Raw genomic sequence first — 26293 nt, forward strand, 5'->3', positions numbered from 1 at the left:
GCGCAGCCCGTGATCTGCACTTCTGCAGAGCCAGCGTGCCCATTTGGCCATTGAGTGCGCAATACCGCCCAGTAAATACTCGATGGAACACGTGATGGGCGTCATACCGAGAAGACGCCCGCACGGCACCATTTGTGAGCCGTGTCAGCGACGACACCCAGGAGGGAACCTATGAGCGTTGATCAACGCTCCTCCGGCAGCACCGACCGGTCCTTGCTCAAGAAGATCGTCTCCGCCTCGATGGCCGGGACGGTCGTCGAGTGGTACGACTTCTTCCTCTACGCGACCGCCTCCACGATCGTGTTCAACAAGATCCTCCTGCCCAAGATGGGCAACGAGTACGACGCGATCATTGCCGCGTTCCTCACCTACGCCGTCGGGTTCGTCGCCCGTCCTCTCGGCGGGATCGTCTTCGGCCAGATCGGCGACCGGCTCGGCCGCAAGCAGACGCTCCAGATCACCATCATGCTGATCGGCGTCGCCACGGTCCTCATGGGCTGCCTGCCGACCTACGACCAGATCGGCGTCTGGGCCCCGATCCTGCTCGTCCTGCTCCGCTTCATCCAGGGCCTCGCCCTCGGCGGCGAATGGGGCGGTGCCGTGCTGCTCGTCGCCGAGCACGCCCCGGACAGGGAACGCGCCTTCTGGGCCTCCTGGCCGCAGGCCGCTGTGCCGCTCGGGAACGTCCTGGCGACCGTGGTCCTCTGGCTCATGACCACCACCCTGTCCGGGGACGCCTTCCTCGCGTGGGGCTGGCGCGTGGCGTTCTGGCTCTCCGCCGTCGTCGTGATCGTGGGCTACTACATCCGCACCAAGATCGACGAGGCGCCGATCTTCCAGCAGGCCAAGGCCGAGCTGGAGACGGAGAAGGCCGCCGGCTACGGCGTGCTCGAGGTTCTCAAGCGCTACCCCCGCGGCGTCCTCGTGGGCATGGGCCTCCGCTTCGCGGAGAACATCATGTACTACCTCGTGGTCACGTTCTCGATCGTCTACCTCGGCACGGGCCTGAAGATGAACACGGGCTCGATCCTCGGCGTCATCGCGATCGCCCACATCTGCCACTTCGCAGTCATCCCGGTCATCGGCCGCATGGCCGACAGGGTGGGCCGCAAGCCCGTCTACCTCGCCGGCGCGATCCTCGGCGGCACGTGGGGCTTCTGGGCCTTCCCCGCCTTCGGCACCCAGAACGTCGCCGTCATCCTGCTGACCATCATCGTGGGCCTCTTCTTCCACGGCCTCATGTACTCGGGCCAGCCCGCGATCATGTCTGAGATGTTCCCGACCCGCATGCGCTACTCGGGCGTCTCGATCTCCTACCAGGTCACCTCGATCGTTGCGGGCTCGCTCGCCCCTGTCTTCGCCACCGAGTGGCTCAAGGCCACCGGCTCCTGGTGGCCTACGGCGGTCTACCTGGCCATCGCTGGCGTGGTCACTGTTGTCGCCGTGCTCGCGATGCGCGAGACGAAGGGTGCCTCGCTCCACGCCCTCGACGCCGCCGACGCGGCCCGGGTGCAGAGCGGGACGCCAGAGGCGGAGGCGCGCGCATGAGCATTGCAGGCCGCAAGGCGCTCGTGACGGGCGGTGCCGCCGGAATCGGTGCCGCCGTCGCACATGGCCTCGCCGGCAAGGGCGTGCACGTGGTGGTGGCGGACTTGGACGGCGACGCCGCCGACAAGCTCGCCGCGGACATCGGCGGCACCGCCTGGGCGGTGGACCTGCTCGACACGGCGGCGCTCGAGGACCTGACGCTCGACTGCGACATCCTCGTCAACAACGCCGGCATCCAGAAGGTCGCCCCGATCCACGAGTACGATCCCGAGGCGTTCCGCCGCATCCAGCGGCTCATGGTCGAGGCGCCGTTCCTCCTGATCCGTGCCGCCCTCCCTCACATGTACGAGCGCGGCTGGGGCCGGGTCATCAACCTCAGCTCCGTCCACGGGATCCGGGCCTCGGCGTTCAAGAGCGCGTACGTCACGGCGAAGCATGCGCTCGAGGGCCTCTCCAAGGTCACGGCCCTCGAAGGCGCGGAGCACGGCGTCACCTCGAACTGCGTCAACCCCGGCTACGTCCGCACGGCGCTCGTGGAGAAGCAGATCAAGGACCAGGCCGCGACGCACGGCATCCCCGAGTCCGAGGTCCTCGAGAAGGTCATGCTCACCGAGATGGCGATCAAGCGGCTCGTGGAGCCAGCCGAGGTCGCCTCGCTCGTCGCGTGGCTCGCCTCGGACGACGCGGGCATGGTCACCGGCGCCTCCTACACCATGGACGGCGGCTGGTCGGCCCGGTAGTGCGCCGCAGGTCACGGGAGAGCGTGCATAACTGCATCACTCAGCGCCGTTCCGGCCCTTTGAGGGGCCGGAACGGCGCTGAGTTGTGTCGATCTGCACGGTGGTCAGGGCAGGAAGCCTGCGTCCACTCTGCCCTGAACCGGCACGGCTTGGGCCTGGGGAGCAACCGCCGGCATCTGGGCCGTCTCATCGCGCAGCGCGGACCTGTTCCGGCCGTCCCCGCGCACCCACAGCGCGTAGGCTGCGCCGAGCAGGCCGATCCACGCCGCGCCCACTACGAGCGCCACCCGGGTCTCCTCGAACCAGCCCAGCAGCACCACGACGAGCGCGAGGAAGCCGATCGCCGCCACCGAGGCCGCCGGCCACAGGGGCGAGGGGAACTCCGACGGTGCGAGCGCGTACCGTCGGATCTCGCGCTTCATGGCCACGTGGCTGGCCAGGATCATGCCCCACACGAAGACGGTGGCGAAGGTGGCGATCGAGGCGATCACCGTGAACACGTCCTCAGGGATGACGGCGTTGAGCACCACGCCGACGGCCAGCACCCCGGTCATGACCACCACGGTCATCCACGGCACGCCCCGCCGCGACACCCGGCCGAAGGCGGCGGGCGCGTGGCCCTGCTGCGCAAGCCCGAACAGGATGCGTCCGGCACCGAAGATGTCCGAGTTGATCGCGGACAGCGCCGCGGTGATGACGACCGCATTGAGCACATGCGCGGCGCCTGGGATGCCCAGCCCGTCGAAGATCTGCACGAACGGGCTGCCCTGCGCCCCGACCTGGTTCCACGGGAAGAGGCTCATGAGCACGCCGAGGGTGAGCACGTAGAAGAGCAGGATGCGCACCGGCACGGTGTTCACCGCGCCCGGGATGGCCCTCTTCGGGTCCGCGGCCTCACCGGCCGTGACGCCGATCGTCTCGACGCCGCCGAACGCGAACACCACCACGGAGAACGCCGCGAGCAGACCGCCGAAGCCGTTGGGGACCAGCCCGCCGTGCTCCACCAGTTGGTGCACGCCCGCCTGTCCGTCCCCGGACGAGAACCCGAACACGATGAGCGCCGCACCCCCTGTGATCATCGCGATGATCGCCACCACCTTCACGAGCGAGAACCAGAACTCGAGCTCGCCGAACACCTTGACGCTGAGCAGGTTCACGGCCGTGAGGACGAGGATGACGGCGGCGATCCACACCCACCGGTCCACGTCCGGGAACCAGAACCCCATGTAGATCCCGAAGGCGGTGACGTCGGCGAGTGCCACGATGGCCATCTCGAAGACGTAGGTCCATCCGGTCGCGAACCCTGCGAACGGGCCGAGGTAGCGGCCAGCGTACTGGCCGAACGAGCCGGACACGGGGTGCCTTACCGCCATCTCGCCGAGCGAGCGCATGACCATGAAGACGGCCGCGCCGGCCACCATGTAGGCGATGAGCACGGCGGGCCCGGCGGCCTGGATCGCGGAGGCCGAACCGTAGAAGAGGCCCGTCCCGATGGCCGAACCCAAGGCCATGAACCGGATGTGCCGGACGTTGAGGCCGCGGCTGAGCGCGGCGGGGTTCTGTGTCTGCATAGGGGTTCCTCACGACTCTGGGAAGGATCCCTTCCACTGTTCCGGTTCCGGAGGCCGTGTGAGTGCCGTCACCTGCGCTTGCCGTCTCGGATCACAGACATGTGGTCTGTCTGGCATCCCGGACGCCTCGCGTATGACGGCGAGTGCGCGCCGTCGTCCTGCTCGCGCACACTGGAGTTCGGTATGACAGACAGAGGAGACCGAGGCCCCATGCCCGAGCCAGCCCAGAAGTCCAAGGTCCCCGCTGCCGAGAGCACGCTGCGCATCCTCCGCCTGCTCGCATCGCGTCGGGGCCCGCAGCCCGCCTCGGCGATCGCGACCCAGCTCGGCCTGCCCCGCTCCACGGTGTACCACCTGCTCGCCGTCATGGAGGAGAACGGGTTCGTGCTGCACCTGGCGGAGGAGCAGCGGTACGGGCTGGGGATCGGCGCGTTCGAGCTCTCGAGTGCGTATTCGCGCCAGGAGCCGCTCTCCCGCCTCGGACGGCCGGTGCTCGCCGCGCTCGTGGACGCGATCGGCGAGAGCGCGCACCTCGCGGTCCTGCACGGGCGCGACGTGCTCTACATCGTCGAGGAGCGGGCGAAGAGCAGGCCCTCGCTCGTGACCGACGTCGGCGTGCGCCTGCCGAGCCACCTGACCGCGAGCGGCAGGGCGATCCTGGCGGCGCTGCCGAAGTCGCAGGTGCGCGCGCTGTATCCGAATGCCGCGGCGTTCACGTCCCGCACCGAGGAGGGCGAGCAGATCCGCTCCTACTCGGCGCTGCAGTCTGAGCTCGACCAGGTCCGCCAGCGCGGCTACGCCACCGAAGCCGGCGAGGTCACTCCGGGCCTCGCCTCCGTCGCGGCAGCGGTCACCGACCACGCCGGATGGCCGACGGCCGCAGTCGCCGTGACGTTCGAGGACGAGAGGGTGCCCGCCGAGCGTCGCGAGGAGCTCGCGAAGCGCGTCCACAAGGTGGCGGGGGAGCTCGCGGCCAGGATCTACGGCCGGGGCTGACTTCAGCCTCTGGGCACGCCCCTGCCCCGGCGGTATGGTGTGCATCACGTCGATGCCTGCCGGCGCCGTCCGTCGCCGCACGTCCGCATCGCGCGGAAGGATGGCGGCGCATGGGGGAGCAGGAGGGCGGCGAGACCCGACGAGCCACGCGGCGCCGGCGGTGGCTGCGCATCGGCCTCGCCCTGGGGATCGTCGTGGTGCTGGTCGGCGGTGCCGCGGTCGTCTACGGCGTGCAGCTCGCCGCCCGGTTCAACTCCAACGTCCACCGCTCGGACGCGCTCACCCGCGCCTTCGGGGACGAGACCGCGAGCCCGTCCGCCTCCACGGCGCCGCCCACGCTGTCCAAGGACACCAACATCCTGGTCATGGGCCTCGACTCCCGGCTCGACGAGAACGGCCAGCCCCTCCCGCCGGACATCCTGGACGCACTCCAGGCCGGTGACGACAGCGGTGGCTTCTACAACGCGAACGTGCTCATGCTCGTGCACATCCCCGCCGACGGCTCCCAGGCCACCGCGATCTCCATCCCCCGCGACGACTACGTGGAGATCGCCGGGATCCCCGGAGGCGGGGGGTTCTCCACCAAGATCAAGGAGGCGTACAGCTACGGGTTCGCCGCCGAGCAGTCCGCGCTCCTCGCCCAAGGCAAGCCGAACGACGACGCCACGTACCAGGCCGCGCGCGACGCCGGCCGCGCCGCCCAGATCGCCACCGTCTCCCAGTTCCTCGGCGGAGTGCCGATCGACCACTTCGTCGAGGTCACCATGGTCGCCTTCTACCAGGTCGCCCTCGCGATCCAGCCCATCACCGTGTGCGTCAACCGGGCCACCCAGGACGCCTACTCCGGAGCGGATTTCCGCGCCGGGGTGCAGCAGATCGATGCGCGGCAGGCCATGGCGTTCGTCCGTCAGCGCCGTGACACGAGCGACCCGACCTACGACTTCACCGACCTCGACCGCACGCGCCGCCAGCAGGCCTTCATCGCCTCCGTCATGCACCAGCTGACCCAAGCGGGCACGTTCACCAATCTGCCCAAGATGGAGGCGGTCCTCGATGCGGTCAGCAAGAACATGGCCGTGGACCGCAACCTCGACCTCCTCCTGCTCGCCCAGCAGGCCAGGTCGCTGACCGGCGGGAACATCACCTTCACGACCCTGCCGATCGTCGGCTTCGGCTGGTCGCCCGAAGGCGCCGCGATCAACGTCGTCGACGTGCCGGCGATCCAGGCGCTCGTGAAGGAGCTCCTCGCCCCGAAGCCCGTCCAGCCCACGACGCCGCCGCCCGCCTCCGCGCCGACCTCGCCGGAGGGCGCTCCCCCCTCGGACGGAGCGGACCAGTCCACTTCGAGCGGCGCACCGAGCGAGACGGCCAGCGCAACGCCGGTCGCCTCACCGCCCCCGACCTACGAGGACTGGAAGAGCCCTCTCCAGGGCGGCAGCGTCCCGTGCGTCAAGTAGCTACAGGTGGTTCCAGAAGAAGAGCCCCCACGCCTGCACGACGGTCGCGCCCGCCGCGGCCGAGAGCGTGAGCCCGATGACTGTGAGGCCCAGGGACCAGCGCGCGATGAGGGAGGCGGCGCCGCATGCCAGGCCGGCAACGGCTGCGCCCGTGCACACCCACGCGGCCACGAGGGCACCCGACTGGACGAGCGCCCAGCGCCCCACCTCGTCCATGGCGCGCGGGCCGTACCAGCCGAGTCCGGAGGTGAGGAACCAGGAAACCAGCGCGGCGCCGACCAGGGCGAAGAGACCGCAGGCCGTGGAGGCAATGCCCAGGACATGCCGCCCGCGGGGATCGCCGCGGTGCGCGGCGCGCCCCCAGCCCCCGCTGAACAGCAGCCCGCGCCAGACCTCGGGATCGCTGTACGTCCTGCTGCGCTGATCGGCCGTCTCGCCCATGGTGCCGTCCCCCTCCGGTGACTTCCGCGCCCAGTCAACCAGCCGCCGTCGTGCGCGGCAACGGCGCCCGCGGGCCTGTCTGCAATCCCGGACAGCACCCCCTGCAACCCGCTGTCGGCGCGGGTCCCGGCGCGGTGTCATTGATACAGAAGCAATCCCGACATCACGACGCAGGAGTCACGATGACCGACAGCACCACCCCCGCACCGGCCCGCAAGGCCGACTTCACGACCGGCGCCCGCCCCGTCCGCGCCCCGCGCGGCACCGAGATCAGCGCCAAGTCCTGGCAGACCGAGGCGCCGATGCGCATGCTCATGAACAACCTCGACCCCGAGGTCGCGGAGCGTCCCGACGAGCTCGTGGTCTACGGAGGCACCGGCCGCGCCGCCCGCTCCTGGAAGGCGTTCGACGCCATCATCACCACTCTCAAGGATATGGACGACGACGAGACCCTCCTCGTCCAGTCCGGCAAGCCCGTGGGGGTCTTCCGCACGAACACGTGGGCCCCGCGGGTGCTCATCGCCAACTCGAACCTCGTGGGGGATTGGGCCACCTGGCCCGAGTTCCGCCGCCTCGAGGCCGAGGGCCTGACGATGTACGGGCAGATGACCGCCGGCTCATGGATCTACATCGGCACCCAGGGCATCCTGCAGGGCACCTACGAGACGTTCGCGGCCATCGGCAGGAAGCTGCACGCCGAGGGCAGGTTCGCCGAGCCGACCCTCAAGGGAACCCTGACCCTCACCGGCGGCTGCGGCGGGATGGGCGGCGGGCAGCCGCTCGCCGTGACGCTCAACGGCGGCGCCGTGCTGATCGTCGACGTCGACGAGGCGCGCCTGCGCCGCCGCGTCGGCAAGCGCTACCTCGACGAGGTCGAGACGGACCTCGACGCCGCCGTGGCGAAGGTCGTCGCCGCGAAGGAGGAGGGCCGTGCCCTCTCAGTCGGCTACGTCGGCAACGCCGCCGAGGTCTTCCCCGAGATCCTGCGCCGCCACCGCGCCGGGGAGCTCACGGTGGACATCGTGACCGACCAAACCTCGGCGCACGATCCGCTCAGCTACCTCCCGACCGAGTACACCGTGGAGCAGTGGCACCACGAGGCCGGGGCCGACCCGGAGGGATTCACCAAGAAGGCACAGAACGCGATGGCCCGTCACGTCCAGGCCATGGTCGAGTTCCAGGACGAGGGCGCGGAGGTGTTCGACTACGGCAACTCGATCCGCGATGAGGCCCGCAAGGGCGGCTACAGCCGCGCGTTCGAGTTCCCCGGCTTCGTCCCGGCCTACATCCGCCCGCTGTTCTGCGAGGGCCTGGGCCCGTTCCGCTGGGTGGCCCTGTCCGGGGACCCGGAGGACATCAAGGTCACCGACCAGGCGATCAAGGAGCTCTTCCCGGAGAACGAGCACCTGCACCGCTGGATCGACGCCGCCGGGGAGTTCGTCGAGTTCGAGGGCCTCCCGGCACGCATCTGCTGGCTCGGCTACGGCGAACGCCACCAGGCCGGCCTGCTGTTCAACCGGCTCGTGGCCGAGGGCAAGGTCAAGGCGCCGATCGTGATCGGGCGCGACCACCTCGACTCCGGCTCCGTGGCATCCCCGTACCGCGAGACCGAGGGCATGAAGGACGGCTCGGACGCCATCGCCGACTGGCCGCTCCTCAACGCCCTCACCGCGGCCTCCTCCGGCGCGACCTGGGTGTCGATCCACCACGGCGGCGGCGTCGGGATCGGCCGCTCGATCCACGCCGGCCAGGTCTCCGTGGCGGATGGCACCGAGCTCGCCGCCGCGAAGCTCACCGCCCTCCTCACCAACGACCCCGGCATGGGCGTCATCCGCCACGTCGACGCCGGCTATGAGCGCGCCGTCGAGGTCGCCGCCGAGCGCGGCGTGAAGATCCCCATGCAGCAGCGCGGCACGGCCGAGTAAAGGACCCCCCACATGACCCTCACCGCCCCCGAAACCCACCTCCCCACCGAGGTCACCCTCTCGACCGCCGGCCTCACGCCCGAGGACGTCGTCGCCGTCGCCCGCCATGGCGCGACCGTGAGCATCGCCGACGAGGCGCTCGACGCCGTCGCCCGCGTCCGTGCCCATGTCGAGGAGCTCGCCGCGTCCGAGACGCCTGCCTACGGGATCTCGACCGGCTTCGGCGCCCTGGCCACCCTGCACATCCCGCAGGAGAAGCGCACGCAGCTTCAGAAGTCGCTCATCCGCAGCCACGCGGCCGGCATGGGACCCGCGGTCGAGCGCGAGGTCGCGCGGGCGCTCATGTTCCTGCGCGCCAAGACCCTCGCGTCGGGCCGCACCGGCGTCCGTCCGGTGGTCCTCGAGACGTTCGTGAAGCTCCTCAACGCGGGCATCACTCCCGTCATCCGCGAATTCGGCTCGCTCGGCTGCTCGGGTGATCTGGCCCCGCTCTCCCACGTCGCCCTGGTCCTCATGGGCGAGGGCGAGGCGGAGGGGCCCGACGGCGCGCGCTTCGGCGGCGCGGGGGAGCCTCCTGTCGCGGAGCTGCTTGCCGCGCACGGCATCGAGCCGGTCACGCTGGCCGAGAAGGAGGGCCTGGCCCTCGTGAACGGCACCGAGGGCATGCTGGGCATGCTCCTCATGGCCTTGCACGACCTCCGCCAGCTCGCGAAGACCGCGGACGTCACGGCCGCGATGAGCGTCGAAGGCCTGCTCGGCACCGACCAGGTGTTCCTGCCCGAGCTCCACGCCCCGCTGCGGCCGCATCCGGGCCAGGCCGACTCTGCGGCGAATATGCTCGCGGTGCTGCGCGGCTCGCCGATCGTCGCCTCCCACCGCGAGGGGGACACCCGCGTCCAGGACGCATACTCGCTGCGGTGTGCGCCGCAGGTTGCCGGGGCCTTCCGCGACACGGTCGCGCACGCGGCCACGGTGGCCGAGCGCGAGCTCGCCGCGTCGATCGACAACCCCGTGGTCCTGCCGGACGGGCGCGTCTCCAGCAACGGGAACTTCCACGGCGCTCCCGTCGCCTACGTGCTGGACTTCCTCGCGATTGCCGTCGCGGACCTCGCCTCGATGGCCGAGCGCCGCACGGACCGCATGCTCGATCCCGCACGCTCCCACGGCCTCCCGGCGTTCCTCGCCCACGATCCCGGCGTGGACTCGGGCCTCATGATCGCCCAGTACACGCAGGCCGGGCTCGTCTCGGACTGCAAGCGCCTCGCGGTCCCGGCCTCGGTCGACTCGATCCCGAGCTCGGCCATGCAGGAGGACCACGTCTCGATGGGCTGGCACGCGGCCCGCAAGCTCCGCAAGGCGGTCGAGAATCTCCGCCGGGTGCTCGCCATCGAACTGGTGACCGCGGCGCGTGCGATCGACCTCCGGACGCAGATGTCCGACGGCGCGCTGGTCCCCGGGGCGGGGACGGCGGCGGCCGTCGCGGTGCTCCGCAGGACGGTGGCCGGACCAGGCGCGGACCGGTTCATGTCGCCCGAACTGGAGGAAGCGGACCGGATCCTGGCCGGGGGCGAGCTGCTCGCTGCGGTCGAGGAGGCCGCAGGGCCGCTCAGCTGATGGCGGACTGCACAAGGAATCGCGGAAACGTCGTCGAACCATACATGGCGACGCGCCCGGGAAGCCGATAGAAAGAGGTGAGCGCCCCCACACGGGGCGACACTGGGGCCATCAGCCGTGGCCTCACGGATACCGAATCAGTCACGGATGTTTCTGCACAAAGGAGTGGGAGAGATCGATGAAGGCACGGGGAGCGGTTCTGAACCGACGCGGGGCATACCAGGCGCCGATCGAGAACTGGACTGAGCTCGCGGTGGGCGAGATGGTCGAGGTCATGCGGCACGCGAAGGTCGTCACGCGGGGCACCGTGGAGGAGGTCTCGCTGAGCGGCAACGTCATGTGGATCGTTCCGCCAGGCCCTGCCGGCCGCCACCTGTGCCTCAAGTCGGACGGCGTGATCGTCCGCCGCGGCTGAACGGCTTCGGCCACACACCGGGAAAGGGCCCGCACCGACTGGTGCGGGCCCTTTCGCCATCTGCCGGCCCTGCTACCCGCACGTGATGGTGATGCCGTTCACGTGGTGCACGCCCGGACCGAGCTGCGCGCACTGCCCGAACACGCCGGCGAGGACCACTGCCACAGCAATCCCCACGATGAGGCCGATGACCACGGTGACCGCCCCGGCGATGATGCCGACCAGGGCGGGGACGTTCCGGTACCCGACCTTCGCGGACTGGGAGCGTGCCACGATGCCGAGGACCAGCCCGATGAGGCCTAGGCCGACGAACGGCAGGACCGCGGCCACGATCCCGAGGGTCTTGCCCGGCGGCTCTGGCGGGAAGTAGTAGCCGGGCGGCGTCTGGCCGGCAGGGCCCTGTGCGGGAGTCGGCTGCCACCGGTGCTCGTCCTGGCCCTGCGGTTCCGGCTGGTGTGACATGATGCCCCTTCCTCGTGCGGCCCCTGGCGCTAGCCCAGGATCGTGTCGACAAGCCGCGCCGCAACGCGGGCCGTGCGCCCGTCCACGTCGAGCGACGGGTTGAGTTCGGCGATGTCGGCGTGGAGCAGCTTCCCGCTCGCCGCCACCCTGCGGACGACGGCGACGATCACCTCGAGCGGGACCCCCAGCGAGGCGGGGGCGGAGACGCCGGGAGCGGTGTCCGCCGGCAGGACGTCGAGGTCGATCGTGAGGTAGACGGCGTCGAGGTCAGCGAGGAAGTCCTCCACGAACGACTCGGCGGTCGCCCTGGTGGTGTACTCGTCGAGCAGGTAGCGCGCGCCGAGCTCGTCCGCGCGGTCGAACAGCGCTCGCGTATTCCCGGGACGGGATATTCCGAGGGCCGCATACTGGAGCGCCCGGCCCTCCGCAGCCTCGGCCCTGGCCATCTGCAGGAACGGCGTCCCGGATGTTGCGCGCGGCTCGTCCCGCAGGTCGAAGTGGGCGTCGAGGTTGAGCACACCGAGGCGCGAGCCACCGGCGCGCTCGGAGCTGATGACGCCGAGGTAGCTCGCGTACGCCGTCTCATGCCCACCGCCCAGGCCCACCGTGAGGGCACCGGCGTCGAGCGCCGAGGCGAGGACCGCCCCGAAGCGCTCCTGGCCCTCCTCGAGCGGCCCGTGGCCGTCCGGGGTGCCGAGCGGCACGGCGACATCGCCGGCGTCGAACACGTGCCTGTCGAGGTGGAACGCGAGCGGGGACAGGGCGCCCCGGATCGCGGCGGGACCGTGGGCCGCGCCGATGCGGCCCTTGTTCCGCCGCACGCCCTCGTCGGAGGCGAAGCCGAGGAGCACGGCCGGGCGCTGGGCGCCGTCGTACGCCGCTGCGGCGGCCTCGGGGGTGAATGGGCGCACGGCCTGCCACCAGCGGCGGTGTCCGGGCGCGTCGCCGTCATGGCGCCCGGACCAAGGTGTGAACGCCACCTGGCGGGCCGTGTCGCGGGAAACCGTGCTGGGGGCCACCGTGGAAAGGGTCGAGTCACTCATCACCCCAGCACACCGCATGCCGGGCCCGACGCGCCAGAGCGCAGCTCGGGTCCAGTCCGGGGAACCGGACTGCACCCGCCGTCGTCAGTGGGTCTTGTCGGCAACGGGCTCATGGCGCAGGTACTCCCTCCGGAAGGTCCCGGTCCCGCCGGTGAGGCCGCGAAGCTCCACGGCATACCGCACGAGCTCGGAGTCAGGCACCTCGGCGCTCACGTCGGCGGCGCCGTCGCCCGTTGCCGTGGTCCCGGTGACGCGCCCGCGTCGCGAGGAGAGGTCGCTGATCACCGTGCCGACGTGCTCTTCGGGAACGCTGATTGTCACCGTCGAGACGGGCTCGAGGAGCTTGATCTTCGCTGCAGCCGCCGCCTCCCGCAGGGCCAGGGCGCCGGCAGCCTGGAACGCGGCGTCGGAGGAGTCCACGCTGTGCGTCTTCCCGCCCACGAGGGTGACGCGGATGTCCACCACCGGGAACCCCTCGGCGACGCCCTTGACCATCTGGGCTCGCACGCCCTTCTCGACCGACTCGATGAACGTCTTGGGGATGGCTCCGCCCACCACCCGGTCCTGGAACTCGAACCCGGCGCCGCGGGGCAGTGGCTCGACCTCGATGTCGCAGATCGCGTACTGCCCGTGGCCACCGGACTGCTTGACGTGCCGCCCGTGGCCCGCCGCCGCACTGGCGAACGTCTCGCGGAGGGGGGTCACGACGTCGACCGTCGAGAGCTTGACGCCCTGCTCCCGCAGCCGGTCGAGGACGGCCTCCGCGTGGGACTCGCCCATGCACCACAGGACCAGCTGGTGGGTCTCGGCGTTCCGCTCGACGCGGAGCGTCGGATCACCCGCGGCGACTTTCGCGAGGCTCTTCGCGAGCGCGTCCTCGTCCCCGTGCGACGCCGCCTCCACCGCGACCGGCAGCAGCGGCTCCGGCATGTCCCACGGCGCCATCAGGAGCGGCAGTTCCCGCGCCGAGATCGTGTCCCCGGTCTCGGCGGTGATGCGTGCGACGGCGCAAACGTCGCCCGCCACGGCCTGCGGCACGGCGTGGAGCGTGGACCCGAACGGCAGGTACACATGGCCGAGCCGCTCGTCGCTGTCGTGGTCGGGATGCCCGCGGTCGGCGAGGCCGTGGCCGGAAATGTGGACCGCGGTGTCGTCGCGCAGGGTCCCCGAGAACAGGCGGACGAGGCAGACGCGCCCCAGGAACGCGTCCACGGTGGTGCGCACGACCTCGCCCACGAGCGGTCCGTCCGGATCGCAGACGAGGTGCTTGACCGGCTTGCCGTCCAGGTCCGTGACCGCCGGGACGGGCCGCTCGGCGGGGGAGGGGAACCCGCGCCGGAGGATCTCGAGCAGCTCGGCGGTGCCGAGCCCGGTCGTGGCGGACGCCGGAATCACAGGGAAGAAGGCGCCTCGCGCCACGGCCTTCTCGAGGTCGTCGACGAGGACGTCGAAGCCGATCTCCTCACCGCCGAGATACCGGTCCATGAGGGTCTCGTCCTCGCTCTCGGCGATGATCCCCTCGATGAGCTCCCCGCGCGCGCCCTCCCACCCGGAGAGCTCCTCGGCCGTGGCCGGCCTGGTCTCGGGCTCGAGCTCATCGCCCGAGTAGTCCGACAGGGTTCCGGAGAGGAGGCCCACGAGCCGGCTCGGGGCGTCACCCCCGCGCAGCGGGAGGTACAGGGGCAGCACGGACTCGCCGAAGGCGCCGCGGCAGAGGTCCAGGGCAGCGTCGTAGTCCGCGCGCGGGTGGTCCAGCCGGCTGATGACGACGGCGCGCGGCATCCCGACCCGCTCGCATTCCTCCCAGAGGGCGCGGGTCGCGGCGTCGATCCCGTCGGACGCGGAGACGACGAACAGCGCCGCGTCCGCCGCCCGCAGTCCCGCCCGCAGCTCCCCGATGAAGTCCGCGTACCCCGGGGTGTCGAGGAAGTTCACCTTGGTGTCGCCCACCATGACCGGCACGGCCGAGAGCCCCACCGAGCGCTGCTGGTGGACAGCGGTCGGGTCCGAGTCGCCGATCGTGGTCCCCTCCACGATCGATCCCATGCGCGGGATCGCCCCGGTCGAGGCGAGGACGGCTTCGAGCAGAGTGGTCTTGCCCGATCCGGAATGGCCCACGAGGGCCACGTTGCGGATGAGCTCGGGGCGGCTCACCGCGGCGGCGGAGCCGGGCCCCTTCACGGGTCCGCTGGTCCCTTTCCCAGACATCAGGTCCTCCTGAGCGCCACGTGCCCGCAGGGGGCGGATGGAATCGTTGTCCTATCCTGCCCCCCATCCTCCGCGGGGGCGAGGATTGCCGCCGAGCTATTCCGTGAGGAGGCGGCGAGGGCGCCCGGGTGGCGAGCGATGCCGGTCCGACGATCGGTGCTCACCCGCATGATCGGTGCTGGTCGCCGCCGATCGTGCGGGCGCGCACCGATCATGCTGGTTGGTGGCCGAGTGCCCGAGGGCCCGAGTGGCCGGGTGCCCGAGCGGCCAGGTCCGAGGCGGCGGGCCTTCAGCGCTCGCGCGGCAGGACCGTCAGCACGCGCTCCACGAACAGCCCGAACTCCTCCATGAAGTGGCGCAGGAATTCCTCGGTGCTCGCGTCGCTGACCTCACCGTCGTCGCTGAACACGCCAGGGACGTACTGGATGTACGCCTCAGGGGCGTTCATCTGCGGGGAGTTGCAGAACGAAAGGATGCTGCGGAGGTTCTGCTGCGCCACGGCGGTCCCGATCTTGCCCGGGGAGGCGCCGATCACGGCGCTCGGCTTGCGGTTGAACGAGTTCGTGCCCCACGGCCGGGAGGCCCAGTCGATCGCATTCTTGAGGGATCCGGGAATGTCGCGGTTGTACTCGGGGGTGACGAACAGGACGGCATCGACTCGCTCGATCGCCTCCTTGAGCGCACGGCCCTCGGCGGGGAAGTCCGCATCGAGGTCGTGGTTGTAGAGGGGGAGGTCCTTGATCGGGATCTCCTCGAACTCCAGGGAGTCCGGGGCGAGGCGGATGAGCGCCTTGGAGAGCGTGCGGTTGATGGACTTCTGGGACAGGCTGCCGATGAAGTAGCCGACGGTGTAGGCCATCGGGGTTTCCTTCCGTTGCCGGTGCGGCACCGCAGGGGTGCCGGGCAGCGGACCCGGCGCGGCGCCGCCGTCAGCCTATGACGACGGCGCGGCGCGGTGAAGGGCTGCGCCGAGCAGCTACCTGCCGAGCGGCTACATGCCGAGCAGCTGCTCGACCGGGCCGATGCCGAAGAAGAGCAGGAACGCCGCCGCGACGGCCCACATGAGCGGGTGGATCTCCTTGGCACGGCCCTGGAAGGCGCGCACGAGGACGTAGGAGATGAAGCCCGCGCCGAGGCCGTTGGCGATGGAGTACGTGAAGGGCATGAGGCCGATCGTGAGGAACGCGGGGATCGCGATCCCGATGTCGTGCCAGTCGATCTTGGCGACCTGCTGGAACATGAGGAAGCCCACGACGACGAGCGCCGGCGCCACCGCCTCGAACGGCACGAGGTTGATGAGCGGGGTCAGGAACATCGCCAGGATCAGGAGCGCGCCCGTGACGACCGAGGCGAGGCCCGTGCGGGCACCCTCGCCGATGCCCGCGCCGGACTCGACGAAGATCTGGTTCGACGAGATCGAGGAGCCGCCACCGGCGATCGCACCGAAAGCGTCGACGAGGAGGACACGGTCGACGTTGGGAATCTGTCCGTCCTTGCCCATCGTCCCGGCCTCACGGGCCAGCCCGACCATGGTGCCCATCGCGTCGAAGAAGATGCTCAGGAGGATCACGAAGGCCATGAGCAGGGCGCCCAGGGTGCCGAGGTGCGCGAAGGCGCCGAAGGGATTCGCCTGTCCGATGAGGCTCAGGTCGACCGGTGAGACGTCGCCGAGGCCCGGCACGACGAGGGACCATCCGGCCGGATTCGGCGCCTTGCCCGGCGCCACCGATGGGCCGATGTGGAACACCTGCTCGAGGATGTTCGCGAGCAGGGTGGCGGCGAGGATGCCGATGAGCAGGGCCCCGCGGACCTTGCGGACCATGAGCGCGATGGTCAGGACGAGCCCGACGACGAACACCAGCGTGGGCCAGCCCAGCAGCTTGCCGCCCGCCCCCAGCCCGAGGGGAACGGTGGTCCCCGCCGCGTCCGGGATGCGGCGGACGAAGCCCGCGTTGACGAGGCCGATCAGGGCGATGAAGACGCCGATGCCCACGACGATGGCGGTCTTGAGGCCCTCCGGGACGGCGCGGAACACGGCGGTCCGGAACCCGGTCAGCACGAGGATGAACATCACCACACCGGCAACGACGACGAGGCCCATGACGTCCGGCCAGGTCACCCCCGGGTTGGTCGCGACGGTCACCGCGACGAAGGCGTTGACGCCCAGCCCCGTCGCGAGCGCGAACGGGTGCTTGGCCCACACGCCCATGGCGATCGTGAGGAGGCCTGCGACGAGCGCTGTCGCGGCGGCCACACGCGGGATGCCCAGCGTGTTCCCGGCCGAGTCCGCGCCGGAGAGGATGAGGGGGTTGAGGACCACGATGTAGCTCATCGCGAAGAACGTGGCGAGGCCGCCGCGGATCTCGCGCGCAACCGACGAGCCGCGCTCGCTGATCTTGAAGTAACGGTCCACTGCGGATGTCGTTGCCGTAGCCGTTGCCATGGGCACTCCTGTGGGGGCGGTGATGGGGGTGATTCGGAGGCGGCGACGCAGCCGGCCGGGGACAATCCTACTCGTCAGTTGCGGCCCGGTTGTTCTACACAACGTCGAAACCTAGGCTGGTGAGATGCAGATCATCCCCTCCTTCCCCCGGCTGCGTGCTGCCGCGCGGGCGGCGGTCGCGCCCGTGCTCGCTGCGTTCGCGCTCGCGGCACTCGTCCTCGTGGCCACTCCGGCACCGGCCCTCGCGCACGACGCTCTCGAGGGTTCCTCCCCGGCCTCCGGTGCCACTGCGGCCACCGCCCCGGGTGAGATCCGCCTCGACTTTTCCGAGAGGCCTCTGGGCGTCGGCGCCGAGGTCAGGGTCACCGACCCGTCCGGCACGTCCTGGTCCGAGGGCTCCCCGGAGGTCGTCGACCGCAGCCTCCACCAGAAGCTGCGCGCCGGCGCGCCGGCAGGGCAGTACACCGTGGTGTGGCGCGTCGTGAGCTCCGATTCGCACCCCATCGAGGGAACGTTCGCCTACACGGTGGCGCAGGGAAGCACGACGCCGGCCGGGGCGTCCGGGGCGTCCTCCTCGCCGTCCGCCGCGGGGCCGGGGATCCAGGCCTCGCAGCCGGGCACCATCGAGACCCCCGCGGCGGTGCCGACGGCGCAGAACGACTTCCCGTGGATGATCGTCGTGTTCGCCGTCGTGGCCGTGGGCCTGCTGGCCGCGCTGGGCGTCGGGGCCCGGCGCCGCCTCGCCCCGGGCGACGGGGAGAACGACGAGGTCAGCGAGGACCGCGAGGCCTGAGCCCCGCGCCTCCGGGCGTCCTCAGGCGTGCTGCAGGCCGGCGCCGAGCCGGGCGGCTGCGTCCGCGCCGACCGACTTGGCCTGGCGCAGCACCTCGCGGGCGCTGAGCGCCTCGAGGTCGGTGACGCCGATGAGGTACAGCCCGATCTCGGCGAGCCCGGCCATGAGGTGCTCGCCGAGGGAGTAGCCGAGGTCGGCGAGGAACCGGCGCAGCTGGTTGTGGGCGCACCGGGTGAGGATCACCGCGTCGGCGAGCAGCACGCCGTCGTCCGTGCGCACCGCCCACTGGACGGGTGCGCCCGGCTCGGGGGACTCGACCAGCGCGAGGTGCCGGGCGGGGACGTGATGGCGCACGTCGAGCCGGTGGCTTGCGGCGTACTTGCGGAGGTGCCGCAGCACCTCGAGGTACTCGGCGGACTCGGCGCTCGAGAGGTCTGCGACGCGCAGGGCCGAGGTGGCCGTGCTGGGGGAGGAGGACTCGAGGCCGTCCACGGTGACCGTCTCGATCCCGAGGCGGCTGAGCTCGGCGGCGACCGCGAGGCCCGACAGGCCCGTGCCGATCACAACGGCGCTGGTGTGCTCGGGATGCCCGTCAGCGACCCCTCCGCCCGGTTGGCCGTCGGGGTAGAACGGCTGAACACCTGGACGCGGCGAAACCGACACGGACATCCTCCCCGGGCAGGACAGACTGGAATGGAAGCTGCGCGCCCCTCCCCCCAGACTGCTCGCAGACGCGTGCCGTCGGGGCACCCGTGAGGGCCCCGGCCGGCGACAACGAGTTGAACCTTACAGAAGATCCGCGTCGATGGGTAGACAGATGTCAGGCAGGTTCGAGGGCCCCCGGGAGGGGCTCTCGGAGGGGCCGCCGGGATGCCGGCGTGGAGGGTTGACCACCCCTGAAAACCGGCGGAGATTGAGTGTGAGAGGGGCGTGTTAGGCTCGCAGCGAGTCGAGGAGGAAGCCATGGCAGACCAGCTCCACCCGCAGGATGGCGCGGCCGGAAGGGACTCCGCCGAGTCGGATCTCCCCACCGGGATCGTCGTGGGCGTGGACGGCTCCGAACACGGGCACTGTGCACTCATGTGGGCCGCCGCAGAGGCGAAGCGCCGTCGGCGCCCCCTGCACGTCGTGACCGCCTACAGCGTCCCCCTCTTCGCCGCATCGGGCCTCGACGGAGGCTACGCGAGCTTCGACGACACCGTGATCCGCGACGGAGCCGAGGCAGTCCTGAAGGAGGCCGTCGAGAAGCTCGGCGAGGTCGACGGCGTCGAGGTCACCTCCTCCGTCGAATCCGGCGACGCGTCCGGCGTCCTCCTCGAGTTCTCCAAGGCCGCCGAGCTCCTCGTGTTCGGAACCCGGGGCCGCGGAGGCTTCGTGGGCAGGCTCCTCGGGTCTGTCTCCAGCGCACTCCCGGCCCACGCCGCCTGCCCGACGGTGACCGTCCCGCTGCGCTTCGCCGAGAGGATCGGCGAGGAGATCGAGGACAGGCACCTCAAGGCCGAGCAGGCCAAGGAGGGCCACGCGTCCCTCGAGCACGTGGTCGCTGTCGGCGTCGACGGCTCGGACCAGGCCCGGGTCGCCGTCCTGGTCGCCGCGGAGGAGGCCATGATGATGGGCGTGCCCCTGCGGGTGGTGTGCGCCGTCCCGCAGTTCAGCGGCAGCCTGGCGTGGGTCCCGGCGCCCGTGGACCGGGAGCAGCTGTTCGAGGACATCCGCGCCCAGCTCAAGGCCGGCGTCGCGTGGCTCCAGAGCCACTTCCCCGACCTCGAGGTGCAGACGAGCCTTCTCGACGGGGCTCCGGTGGACGTCCTGGTCGAGGTCTCCCGCACCGTCGAGCTGCTCGTCCTGGGAACCCGCGGCCGCGGCGGCTTCACCGGCATGCTGCTCGGCTCGACCTCGGACGGTGTGCTGCACCACGCGAAGGGCCCCGTCATGGTGGTCCCCGACCATGCCGACGAGCGTCTCGCCGACCGGGCCAGCTTCGGCCCGATGCTCGCCCCCTGACGCAACCCTTCTGCAGGACCCACGACGGCGGTGGGCTGGCGCACGGAGCCTGCCCACCGCCGTCTTGGTTGCAGCGCGGGATCAGACATGCAAACATGTGCATGTGTCTATATCATTGAGTGCGGCCCAGGCCCCCGTCCAGCCCGGCGCGGCCTGCTGCTCGCCGCTGTCCGGGGAGCCGCTCTCCGAAGCCGAGGCGGAGAAGGCGGCCCCGGCGCTCAAGGCGCTCGGCGACCCCGTCAGGCTCAGGCTCATGTCCCTCATCGCCGCCCACGAGGACGGCGAAGCCTGCGTGTGCGACCTCAACGAGGCCTTCGAGCTCTCGCAGCCGACCATCAGCCGCCACCTGAAGATCCTCCACGACGCCGGCCTCCTCGAGCGCGAGAAGCGCGGAGTGTGGGTCTACTACCGTGCCCGCACTGAAGCGCTCGGCGGCCTGGCGGCCCTCATCTCGGGTTCCGCCGCGTGACCCGTGAGACGGTGCGGCGCGCGGCCGCCGAGTGTGTCGGCACCGCCTTCCTGGTACTTGCTGTGGTCGGTTCGGGGATCATGGCGTCGAGGCTGTCCCCAGCGGACACCGGGCTGGCGCTGCTGGAGAACAGCATCGCCACCGGCGCGGCGCTCGTGGCCCTGATCATTGCGCTCCAGCCGGTGTCGGCATCGTTCAACCCCGTCGTGAGCCTTGTCGAACGCGCTCTCGGCCTGATCGACACCCGGACCACGCTGGTCCTCATCGCCTCCCAGATCGCGGGAGGACTCGCGGGCACGGTTCTGGCCAACCTCATGTTCGGCCTCGACGCCGTGTCCCTGTCCGGCCACGAGCGCTCGGGCCCGGGGCTGTGGCTGGGCGAGGCGGTGGCAACCATCGGCCTGCTGCTCATCGTCTTCGGCACTGTCCGCTCGGGACGCGCCGACCGGGTGGCGTTCGCCGTCGGCGGCTATATCGCAGCGGCGTACTGGTTCACGAGTTCGACCAGCTTCGCCAACCCTGCCGTCACCATCGCACGGTCCATCACGGACACGTTCGCCGGGATCACTCCTGCCTCGGTGCCCGGCTTCGTCGTCGCGCAGCTGGTTGGCGGCGTCGTCGGGTTCCTGCTCGTCCGGCTCCTCTACCCCTCCCTGACCGGTGCCGCCGATTCAGCCAATCGAAAGGTCCTCTCATGAGCGACAAGCCCTCCGTCCTCTTCGTGTGCGTCCACAATGCCGGCCGCTCCCAGATGGCCGCGGCCTACCTCAACCGCCTTTCGGCGGGCCGGGTCGAGGTGCGCTCCGCCGGTTCCGAACCTGCGGACCAGGTCAACCCCGCCGCGGTGGAGGCGATGCTGGAGGAGGGCATCGACATCCGCGACGAGCAGCCCAAGGTCCTCACCACTGAGGCGGTCAAGGCCTCGGACGTCGTGATCACCATGGGCTGCGGAGACACCTGCCCCATCTTCCCCGGCAAGCGCTACGAGGACTGGGAGCTCGAGGACCCCGCCGGCAAGGGCGTCGACTCCGTGCGCCCCATCCGCGACGACATCCGGGGGCGCGTCGAGGCCCTCATCGCCGAGCTCCTGCCTGCGGGGGCGTGATGGTCGCCGTCGTTGAGGGACAGGCCGGGATGACCCGCGCCGACCATCCCGTCGTCGTCATCGGGGCCGGTCCTGTCGGCCTCGCCGCAGCCGCCCACCTCCTCGAGCGGGGGCTCGAAGCGCTCGTGCTCGAGGCTGGTCCCAGCGTCGGCTCCTCGATCCGAGCCTGGGGGCACGTGAGGCTCTTCTCCACCTGGCGCTACAACCTCGACCCGGCCTCGGTGCGCCTGCTCGAGAAGCACGGCTGGCAGTCCCCCCGGCCTACCGCGCTGCCCTATGGCTCCCAGATCGTCGCCGACTACCTCGAGCCCCTCGCAGCGACGCCCGAACTGTCCAGCCGGATCCGCACCCGGCACCGTGTCCTCGCGGTCACCCGTCAGGACAGGGACAAGGGTGCGGGCATCGGACGCGACCAGGCGCCCTTCCTCCTGCGGGTGCAGAGGCCGGACGGCTCCATCGTCGACCTTCTGGCGCGCGCTGTGATCGACGCGTCCGGGACGTGGGAAACGCCGGCCCCGCTGGGCGCCTCTGGCCTCCCCGCCCTCGGCGAGGAGGAGGCCGTCGAGGCCCGGCTCATCACGGCCCCGCTTCCCGACGTCTCCGCGGGCGGCTTCGCGCGACGGCGCGTGCTCGTCGTGGGCGGTGGCCATTCCGCGGCGAACAGCGTCCTCGCGCTCTCACGGCTCGCCCAGACGCATCCGGGCACCGAGGTCCTGTGGGCCATCCGCGCCGAGACCCCCGGCAGGGCCTACGGCGGTGGATCTGGGGACGGCCTTCCCGCACGTGGCCAGCTCGGTGCCCGGCTCCGCACCATGGTCGAGTCCGGGGTCGTGCACCTTGTCACCGGCTTCCGGACCGAGCGGATCGAGATCCTCGAGGGGGAACGACTGCGCGTCCACGCGGCCGACGGCCGGACCCTCGACGCTGACCGGCTCATTCCCGCCACGGGGTTCCGGCCCGACCTGTCGATCCTGTCCGAGGTGCGCCTCGACCTCGACCCCGCCGTGGACGCGCCCCGGCAGCTCGGTCCGCTGATCGACCCGGACTTCCACAGCTGCGGGACCGTCGAACCACACGGAGCCCGGGTTCTCGCCCACCCGGATGATGACTTCTACATCGTGGGCATGAAGTCCTACGGGCGTGCGCCGACGTTCCTCATGGCGACGGGCTACGAGCAGGTGCGCTCCATCGCTGCCGCGCTTGCCGGGGACCATGTCGCCGCCGGCGCCGTCCAGCTGGAGCTGCCCGCCACGGGCGTGTGCTCCGGCGTCGGCCCGGACGGCGCCGCCGAGGAGTCGCTGCTCGGTGCCTCCTGCTGCAGCGGCCCCGAGAAGACGCCCGTCGTGATCGGCTTCCCGACCGGGCTCGCGCACGGTCGCTCGTCCTAGCTAGGCGTGCTGCTCCGGCTCGTGCTCGCGGTGCGAGGCGGGCTCGAGTTGGAACGTGCAGTGCTCCGTGTCGAAGTGCTCTCCGAGGCATTGGGCGAGGCGGTCGAGCACCCGGTCGACTCCATCGGCGTCGAGCACCTCGTCCTCGACCACCACGTGTGCTGAGAACACCGGCACACCCGAGGTGATCGTCCAGGCGTGGATGTCGTGCACGTCGACTACCCCCGTCGCGGAGAGGATGTGCTCGCGGATGCTCTGCACGCTCACGCCCTTCGGGCTGGCCTCGAGCAGCACGTCCACGACGTCCCGCAGGAGCCCCCAGGCCCGCGGCACGATGAGCACCGCGATGAGCAGCGACGCCACTGCGTCGGCCTGGACCCAGCCCGTGGTGATGATGACGACGGCTGCCGCGATGACCGCGAGCGACCCCAGCAGGTCCCCGAGCACCTCCAGATAGGCGCCACGCACGTTGAGGCTCTCCCGGTGGGCGCCGTGCAGGATCAGGAGCCCGGCCAGATTCGCGACGGCGCCGAGGGCCGCGCCGGTGAGCATCGTCGTCGTCTGCACCTCGTGGCCGCCGCCGAACCGCTGGAGGGCCTCGAGGCAGATGACGACCGCGACGACCATGAGCGCGAGCGCGTTGGCCAGTGCGGCGAGCACCTCGGCGCGCTGGTAGCCGAAGGTCCGCTGGTCGGTCGGGGGCAGGGTCGCGACCCAGGCGGCCGTGAGTGCTATGCCCAGCCCGGCGGCGTCGGAGAACATGTGGCCGGCGTCCGCGAGGAGCGCGAGCGATCCCGAGAGGAAGCCCGCGAACAGCTGGACGACGACGACGGACAGCGTGATGGCCAGGACCAGCAGCAGACGACGGCGGTGCCTCCCCGTCGCTGTCGCCCCACCGTGGTCGTGGGCGTGCGTGTGGCCCATGTCAGCCCCAGCCCAGCTCGTGGAGGCGGTCGTCGTCGACCCCGAAGTGGTGCGCGAGCTCGTGGACGACCGTCACCAGGATCTCCTCGATGACCTCCTCGCGGGAGGAGCACGCCTCCAGGATAGACTCGCGGAACACCGTGATGCGGTCGGGCAGCGACCCGGCGGCGTACCACTCGCCTCGCTCAGTCAGGGGTGTGCCCTCGTAGAGGCCCAGCAGGACGGTGTCCGGGTCGTCGTGCGCCCGCGGGATGTACCGGTCCTCGATGAAGACGGCGACGTTGTCCATGTGCTCGGCGATCCGCCGCGGGATGCGGTCGAGCGCCGCGTCCACGGCGGCCTCGAACTCGTCCTCGCTCATCCACGCCGTGCCCATGCCGCCCACTCTAGCGATTTGTGCCGTATGACAGCCCGGCCCTATAGTTTGATGGTCTGGCTGGCCCCCATCGTCTAGTGGCCTAGGACACCGCCCTTTCACGGCGGCGACACGGGTTCGAATCCCGTTGGGGGTACCACGAGCGGATTTTGAGTGGCCCGAAAGGGTCTGCTAGGATCTAAGTCTTGTGAGCGGGGTTCGCACCGCAAACAACAAGGCCCTGTAGCGCAGTTGGTTAGCGCGCCGCCCTGTCACGGCGGAGGTCGCGGGTTCAAGTCCCGTCAGGGTCGCTTCGGCGACATGACTCCTGTCAGGTTGTCTTTCGATGAGCAATCATCGAGGCTCTGTAGCTCAGTTGGTAGAGCGTTCGACTGAAAATCGAAAGGTCACCGGATCGACGCCGGTCGGAGCCACCACGAAGAAGGCCCCCGCGTAATGCGGGGGCCTTTCGCGTATCCGGGGCGTGGCCGGATGGCGCACCCGGCGCCTACATCTCCACCGAGTCCGTCCGCTCGGGCCTGGCGTCGATCAGTTCCATGAGGTGCCGCACCTGCTCGGGAAGGGACTCGTCGGTGTACCGCGCGCTGAACGGCGCGGCGCCGAGCCCCTCGACGGAGATCTCGTACAGCTGCGAATCCGGCTGCCGCGCCGCCGTCGGGGCAGAGGACTCGTGCTGCCCTTCCGCGGCCAGGACCTCGTGGTGCGGCGCGGTGAGGTCCTGCAGCCCCGCGCGCTGCACCTCGCCGACGAGGTCTTCGGCCACGGGATCGGGCAGGGCCGCGGTGTCCAGTTCAGTGCGGGTGACGATCCCGGAGATTCCCCCGCCGCGGCGAACCGTGAGCTTCACGTGAGGACGCCGACCCCCTTCCATGCATCGCTGACGGCCCTCTGCTCGGGCTGCCCGAAGAGCTGCCCCGCGACCTCGACCGTGGCGTTTGCGGCGTCCTCGAACTGCGCGGTCTGGTGCAGACGCTTGGTCAGAGTCTCGTACCAGATCTTCCCCGTGACCTCCCAGGCGTTCCCGCCGATCGTCGTCGCCGCCAAGTAGAAGGCGTGGTTGGGGATCCCCGAGTTGATATGGACGCCGCCGCTGTCGTTGCGCGGGTCCTCATCGTCCGGGAGGTCCACGTAGTCCTTCATGTGCGCGGGCTGCCGGTCGCCGGACCAGGCGGTGCCGGGCTTGCTCATCGACCGGAGTGCCGTGCCGAGCGTGGCAACGAGCGTCCCCTCGCCGATCAGCCAGTCGGCCTTGTCCGCTGTCTGCTTGAGGCTGTACTGCTTGACGAGCGAGCCGAAGACGTCCGAGAACGACTCGTTCAGCGCCCCGGACTGCTTGCTGTAGACGAGCCCGGCCGTGAACTGGGTGACCCCGTGGGTGAGCTCGTGCCCGATGACATCGAGCGCGCGGGTGAGGGCGCCCGTCTGGAAGATCCGCCCGCTCCCGTCGCCGTAGACCATCTGGGTGCCGTCCCACATGGCGTTGTCGTAGCCGGTGCTGAAGTGGACGCTGGAGACCAGCTCGAGTCCTTGGTCGTCCACGGAGTTGCGCCCGTACACGTTCCGGTAGAACTCATAGGTGCTGTTGCTGCCGTCGTACGCCTGGTTGACGGCGACGTCGGCGACGGCCGGCTCGCCCGTGCCGCGCATCCTCACCCCGGGCAGGAAGGACCTGCCCTTGTTCTTGGCGTCGTAGACCGTCAGCCGGCCCCCGGCCGTGACCCCGAATCCGATCATCGGCCCGATCTTGAGGTCCAGCTGCCGCGTCAGATGGCTCACGACGCTGCGCTGGGAATGGATGGCGGCCGTGGCTGCCAGCGCGCGGACCGCAGCCTCGCGCTCGGCAAGCTTGCCATGGACCGCGAGGTACGCCAGCAGGTCTGGCGGCGCGATCGAGCACAGGGCTCGTCTGGTTGTCTTCAACACGGTAGGCCTCTGACGGTTCGACTCGAGGTGGGTTGGGCGGCGAGAAGCGTAGCGCCGGTGGCGTTACTGGGGCGTTATCACCCGGGATGTGGACTCCTTCGACGCCATAAGGGTAGGCCCGTGAGCGCAGGGCCGACAGTGCTTCGACCGGCCGGCGTGGCGATGGGGGTCGCGCAGCCTGCCCATCCCTGAGAAAATGGGGCGCATGGTGCGACGCGGAGCGTCCTCCCTGCCCCCCGTCCGGGCTCGCGCCGAGCCCCATTCCGGCGCCCGGTGGGCGGCTGCCAGGGTTCTGTTCATCGGACTGGTCGTGATCATCGCGGTCGCGGCCCTGGCGCTCGTCGTCCTGGCGCCGTTGGCTGCGCTGGTCCTCGCGGCCGTGGTCCTCATCGCGGCCGCCTCCTGGAGGTCGCCTGCCCGCCGGTCGCACGGCGTCCTCCTGATGCCC

General features: G+C 70.6%; 25 protein-coding genes and 3 tRNA genes. 16 read left to right on the top strand and 12 right to left on the bottom strand.

Annotated elements, in window-relative coordinates; all coding sequences use genetic code 11:
* Nucleotides 1–171 precede the first annotated feature (171 nt).
* Together CGQ25_RS00570 and CGQ25_RS00575 are read left to right on the top strand one after the other, a co-directional pair.
* A complete protein-coding gene (locus CGQ25_RS00570; protein WP_208711333.1) occupies nt 172–1548 on the top strand; it encodes an MFS transporter in 1377 nt (458 codons plus the stop codon).
* On the top strand, nt 1545–2288 hold the full coding sequence (locus CGQ25_RS00575) for a 3-hydroxybutyrate dehydrogenase (protein WP_208711335.1): 744 nt from the start codon (nt 1545–1547) through the stop codon (nt 2286–2288). Before CGQ25_RS00570 ends, CGQ25_RS00575 begins: the two co-directional genes overlap by 4 nt.
* Nucleotides 2289–2392: 104 nt before the next feature.
* On the opposite strand, the gene CGQ25_RS00580 is transcribed toward CGQ25_RS00575, so the two are convergent.
* A complete protein-coding gene (locus CGQ25_RS00580) occupies nt 2393–3859 on the bottom strand; it encodes an amino acid permease (protein WP_208711336.1) in 1467 nt (488 codons plus the stop codon).
* Nucleotides 3860–4069: 210 nt separating this feature from the next.
* On the opposite strand from CGQ25_RS00580, the gene CGQ25_RS00585 reads away from it, so the two are divergent.
* Entirely contained in the window at nt 4070–4855 is a 786-nt protein-coding gene (locus CGQ25_RS00585) for an IclR family transcriptional regulator (protein ID WP_255405472.1), read from the top strand.
* Nucleotides 4856–4965: 110 nt separating this feature from the next.
* Nucleotides 4966–6312 carry an LCP family protein gene (locus CGQ25_RS00590; RefSeq protein ID WP_208711338.1) on the top strand — a complete coding sequence of 449 codons (1347 nt, stop codon included), beginning with the start codon at nt 4966–4968 and terminating at the stop codon, nt 6310–6312.
* Here CGQ25_RS00590 and CGQ25_RS00595 read toward each other — a convergent pair whose 3' ends face one another.
* Nucleotides 6313–6753 (bottom strand): hypothetical protein, encoded by a 441-nt coding sequence (locus CGQ25_RS00595; RefSeq protein WP_208711339.1) that lies wholly within the window; start codon nt 6751–6753, stop codon nt 6313–6315.
* 182 nt (nt 6754–6935) lie between these two features.
* Here CGQ25_RS00595 and CGQ25_RS00600 point away from each other — a divergent pair, with 182 nt between their 5' ends.
* From CGQ25_RS00600 to CGQ25_RS00610, 3 genes are all read left to right on the top strand, one after another.
* Complete coding sequence (locus tag CGQ25_RS00600) at nt 6936–8678, top strand: urocanate hydratase (RefSeq protein WP_208711340.1); 1743 nt, start codon at nt 6936–6938, stop codon at nt 8676–8678.
* 12 nt (nt 8679–8690) lie between these two features.
* Nucleotides 8691–10292 carry a histidine ammonia-lyase gene (gene hutH / locus CGQ25_RS00605; protein WP_208711341.1) on the top strand — a complete coding sequence of 534 codons (1602 nt, stop codon included), beginning with the start codon at nt 8691–8693 and terminating at the stop codon, nt 10290–10292.
* Between the two features lie 178 nt (nt 10293–10470).
* On the top strand, nt 10471–10707 hold the full coding sequence (locus CGQ25_RS00610) for a hypothetical protein (protein WP_208711342.1): 237 nt from the start codon (nt 10471–10473) through the stop codon (nt 10705–10707).
* A gap of 72 nt (nt 10708–10779) precedes the next feature.
* On the opposite strand, the gene CGQ25_RS00615 is transcribed toward CGQ25_RS00610, so the two are convergent.
* From CGQ25_RS00615 to CGQ25_RS00635, 5 genes are all read right to left on the bottom strand, one after another.
* Nucleotides 10780–11169, bottom strand: coding sequence for a DUF4190 domain-containing protein (locus CGQ25_RS00615; protein ID WP_208711343.1), 390 nt, complete (start codon nt 11167–11169; stop codon nt 10780–10782).
* 29 nt (nt 11170–11198) lie between these two features.
* The gene (hutG, locus tag CGQ25_RS00620; protein WP_208711344.1) at nt 11199–12212 is read right to left on the bottom strand and encodes a formimidoylglutamase; all 1014 of its coding nucleotides are present in this window, start codon (nt 12210–12212) and stop codon (nt 11199–11201) included.
* 84 nt (nt 12213–12296) lie between these two features.
* Nucleotides 12297–14420 (bottom strand): elongation factor G-like protein EF-G2, encoded by a 2124-nt coding sequence (locus CGQ25_RS00625; RefSeq protein ID WP_208711345.1) that lies wholly within the window; start codon nt 14418–14420, stop codon nt 12297–12299.
* 289 nt (nt 14421–14709) lie between these two features.
* A complete protein-coding gene (locus CGQ25_RS00630; RefSeq protein WP_208711346.1) occupies nt 14710–15279 on the bottom strand; it encodes an NADPH-dependent FMN reductase in 570 nt (189 codons plus the stop codon).
* A 132-nt stretch (nt 15280–15411) separates the two neighbouring features.
* Nucleotides 15412–16863: an NCS2 family permease gene (locus CGQ25_RS00635; RefSeq protein WP_208711347.1), complete on the bottom strand. Its 1452-nt coding sequence runs from the start codon at nt 16861–16863 to the stop codon at nt 15412–15414.
* A gap of 124 nt (nt 16864–16987) precedes the next feature.
* Between CGQ25_RS00635 and CGQ25_RS00640 the strand changes: the two genes are divergently transcribed.
* The gene (locus tag CGQ25_RS00640; protein WP_208711348.1) at nt 16988–17656 is read left to right on the top strand and encodes a copper resistance CopC family protein; all 669 of its coding nucleotides are present in this window, start codon (nt 16988–16990) and stop codon (nt 17654–17656) included.
* A gap of 21 nt (nt 17657–17677) precedes the next feature.
* Here CGQ25_RS00640 and CGQ25_RS00645 read toward each other — a convergent pair whose 3' ends face one another.
* Nucleotides 17678–18319, bottom strand: a complete 642-nt coding sequence (locus CGQ25_RS00645; protein ID WP_255405473.1) for an FAD-dependent monooxygenase — start codon at nt 18317–18319, stop codon at nt 17678–17680.
* A gap of 300 nt (nt 18320–18619) precedes the next feature.
* On the opposite strand from CGQ25_RS00645, the gene CGQ25_RS00650 reads away from it, so the two are divergent.
* From CGQ25_RS00650 to CGQ25_RS00670, 5 genes are all read left to right on the top strand, one after another.
* Nucleotides 18620–19660, top strand: coding sequence for a universal stress protein (locus CGQ25_RS00650; RefSeq protein ID WP_208711349.1), 1041 nt, complete (start codon nt 18620–18622; stop codon nt 19658–19660).
* A gap of 103 nt (nt 19661–19763) precedes the next feature.
* The gene (locus CGQ25_RS00655; protein ID WP_255405474.1) at nt 19764–20129 is read left to right on the top strand and encodes a metalloregulator ArsR/SmtB family transcription factor; all 366 of its coding nucleotides are present in this window, start codon (nt 19764–19766) and stop codon (nt 20127–20129) included.
* Entirely contained in the window at nt 20126–20827 is a 702-nt protein-coding gene (locus CGQ25_RS00660; RefSeq protein ID WP_208711350.1) for an MIP/aquaporin family protein, read from the top strand. The genes CGQ25_RS00655 and CGQ25_RS00660 overlap by 4 nt, the downstream gene beginning before the upstream one ends.
* A complete protein-coding gene (locus tag CGQ25_RS00665) occupies nt 20824–21234 on the top strand; it encodes an arsenate reductase ArsC (RefSeq protein ID WP_208711351.1) in 411 nt (136 codons plus the stop codon). Before CGQ25_RS00660 ends, CGQ25_RS00665 begins: the two co-directional genes overlap by 4 nt.
* Entirely contained in the window at nt 21234–22622 is a 1389-nt protein-coding gene (locus CGQ25_RS00670) for an FAD-dependent oxidoreductase (RefSeq protein WP_255405477.1), read from the top strand. The genes CGQ25_RS00665 and CGQ25_RS00670 overlap by 1 nt, the downstream gene beginning before the upstream one ends.
* Here CGQ25_RS00670 and CGQ25_RS00675 read toward each other — a convergent pair whose 3' ends face one another.
* Together CGQ25_RS00675 and CGQ25_RS00680 are read right to left on the bottom strand one after the other, a co-directional pair.
* Complete coding sequence (locus CGQ25_RS00675) at nt 22623–23546, bottom strand: cation diffusion facilitator family transporter (protein ID WP_208711352.1); 924 nt, start codon at nt 23544–23546, stop codon at nt 22623–22625.
* A 1-nt stretch (nt 23547) separates the two neighbouring features.
* On the bottom strand, nt 23548–23922 hold the full coding sequence (locus tag CGQ25_RS00680; protein ID WP_255405478.1) for a metallopeptidase family protein: 375 nt from the start codon (nt 23920–23922) through the stop codon (nt 23548–23550).
* Between the two features lie 63 nt (nt 23923–23985).
* Between CGQ25_RS00680 and CGQ25_RS00685 the strand changes: the two genes are divergently transcribed.
* The 3 genes from CGQ25_RS00685 to CGQ25_RS00695 all read left to right on the top strand — a co-directional run bounded on the left by CGQ25_RS00685 (nt 23986) and on the right by CGQ25_RS00695 (nt 24338).
* Nucleotides 23986–24061 (top strand) — tRNA-Glu (locus tag CGQ25_RS00685).
* A 77-nt stretch (nt 24062–24138) separates the two neighbouring features.
* A tRNA-Asp gene (locus CGQ25_RS00690) sits at nt 24139–24212 on the top strand.
* A 50-nt stretch (nt 24213–24262) separates the two neighbouring features.
* A tRNA-Phe gene (locus CGQ25_RS00695) sits at nt 24263–24338 on the top strand.
* Nucleotides 24339–24409: 71 nt separating this feature from the next.
* Here CGQ25_RS00695 and CGQ25_RS00700 read toward each other — a convergent pair.
* Both CGQ25_RS00700 and CGQ25_RS00705 read right to left on the bottom strand, forming a co-directional pair.
* Nucleotides 24410–24769 carry a protealysin inhibitor emfourin gene (locus tag CGQ25_RS00700; protein WP_208711353.1) on the bottom strand — a complete coding sequence of 120 codons (360 nt, stop codon included), beginning with the start codon at nt 24767–24769 and terminating at the stop codon, nt 24410–24412.
* Entirely contained in the window at nt 24766–25845 is a 1080-nt protein-coding gene (locus CGQ25_RS00705; protein ID WP_222703685.1) for a M4 family metallopeptidase, read from the bottom strand. The genes CGQ25_RS00700 and CGQ25_RS00705 overlap by 4 nt, the downstream gene beginning before the upstream one ends.
* Nucleotides 25846–26293 lie beyond the last annotated feature (448 nt).

Origin of the sequence: Sinomonas sp. R1AF57 (assembly GCF_002224485.1) — a bacterium.
Lineage (GTDB): Bacteria > Actinomycetota > Actinomycetes > Actinomycetales > Micrococcaceae > Sinomonas > Sinomonas flava.

Excerpts from the sequence above, each read along its gene's own strand:
- CGQ25_RS00570 (WP_208711333.1), top strand. The coding sequence starts at position 172 with ATGAGCGTTGATCAACGCTCCTCCGGCAGCACCGACCGGTCCTTGCTC.
- CGQ25_RS00575 (WP_208711335.1), top strand. The coding sequence starts at position 1,545 with ATGAGCATTGCAGGCCGCAAGGCGCTCGTGACGGGCGGTGCCGCCGGA.
- CGQ25_RS00580 (WP_208711336.1), bottom strand. The coding sequence starts at position 3,859 with ATGCAGACACAGAACCCCGCCGCGCTCAGCCGCGGCCTCAACGTCCGG.
- CGQ25_RS00585 (WP_255405472.1), top strand. The coding sequence starts at position 4,070 with ATGCCCGAGCCAGCCCAGAAGTCCAAGGTCCCCGCTGCCGAGAGCACG.
- CGQ25_RS00590 (WP_208711338.1), top strand. The coding sequence starts at position 4,966 with ATGGGGGAGCAGGAGGGCGGCGAGACCCGACGAGCCACGCGGCGCCGG.
- CGQ25_RS00595 (WP_208711339.1), bottom strand. The coding sequence starts at position 6,753 with ATGGGCGAGACGGCCGATCAGCGCAGCAGGACGTACAGCGATCCCGAG.
- CGQ25_RS00600 (WP_208711340.1), top strand. The coding sequence starts at position 6,936 with ATGACCGACAGCACCACCCCCGCACCGGCCCGCAAGGCCGACTTCACG.
- hutH (WP_208711341.1), top strand. The coding sequence starts at position 8,691 with ATGACCCTCACCGCCCCCGAAACCCACCTCCCCACCGAGGTCACCCTC.
- CGQ25_RS00610 (WP_208711342.1), top strand. The coding sequence starts at position 10,471 with ATGAAGGCACGGGGAGCGGTTCTGAACCGACGCGGGGCATACCAGGCG.
- CGQ25_RS00615 (WP_208711343.1), bottom strand. The coding sequence starts at position 11,169 with ATGTCACACCAGCCGGAACCGCAGGGCCAGGACGAGCACCGGTGGCAG.
- hutG (WP_208711344.1), bottom strand. The coding sequence starts at position 12,212 with ATGAGTGACTCGACCCTTTCCACGGTGGCCCCCAGCACGGTTTCCCGC.
- CGQ25_RS00625 (WP_208711345.1), bottom strand. The coding sequence starts at position 14,420 with ATGTCTGGGAAAGGGACCAGCGGACCCGTGAAGGGGCCCGGCTCCGCC.
- CGQ25_RS00630 (WP_208711346.1), bottom strand. The coding sequence starts at position 15,279 with ATGGCCTACACCGTCGGCTACTTCATCGGCAGCCTGTCCCAGAAGTCC.
- CGQ25_RS00635 (WP_208711347.1), bottom strand. The coding sequence starts at position 16,863 with ATGGCAACGGCTACGGCAACGACATCCGCAGTGGACCGTTACTTCAAG.
- CGQ25_RS00640 (WP_208711348.1), top strand. The coding sequence starts at position 16,988 with ATGCAGATCATCCCCTCCTTCCCCCGGCTGCGTGCTGCCGCGCGGGCG.
- CGQ25_RS00650 (WP_208711349.1), top strand. The coding sequence starts at position 18,620 with ATGGCAGACCAGCTCCACCCGCAGGATGGCGCGGCCGGAAGGGACTCC.
- CGQ25_RS00665 (WP_208711351.1), top strand. The coding sequence starts at position 20,824 with ATGAGCGACAAGCCCTCCGTCCTCTTCGTGTGCGTCCACAATGCCGGC.
- CGQ25_RS00670 (WP_255405477.1), top strand. The coding sequence starts at position 21,234 with ATGGTCGCCGTCGTTGAGGGACAGGCCGGGATGACCCGCGCCGACCAT.
- CGQ25_RS00675 (WP_208711352.1), bottom strand. The coding sequence starts at position 23,546 with ATGGGCCACACGCACGCCCACGACCACGGTGGGGCGACAGCGACGGGG.
- CGQ25_RS00680 (WP_255405478.1), bottom strand. The coding sequence starts at position 23,922 with ATGGGCACGGCGTGGATGAGCGAGGACGAGTTCGAGGCCGCCGTGGAC.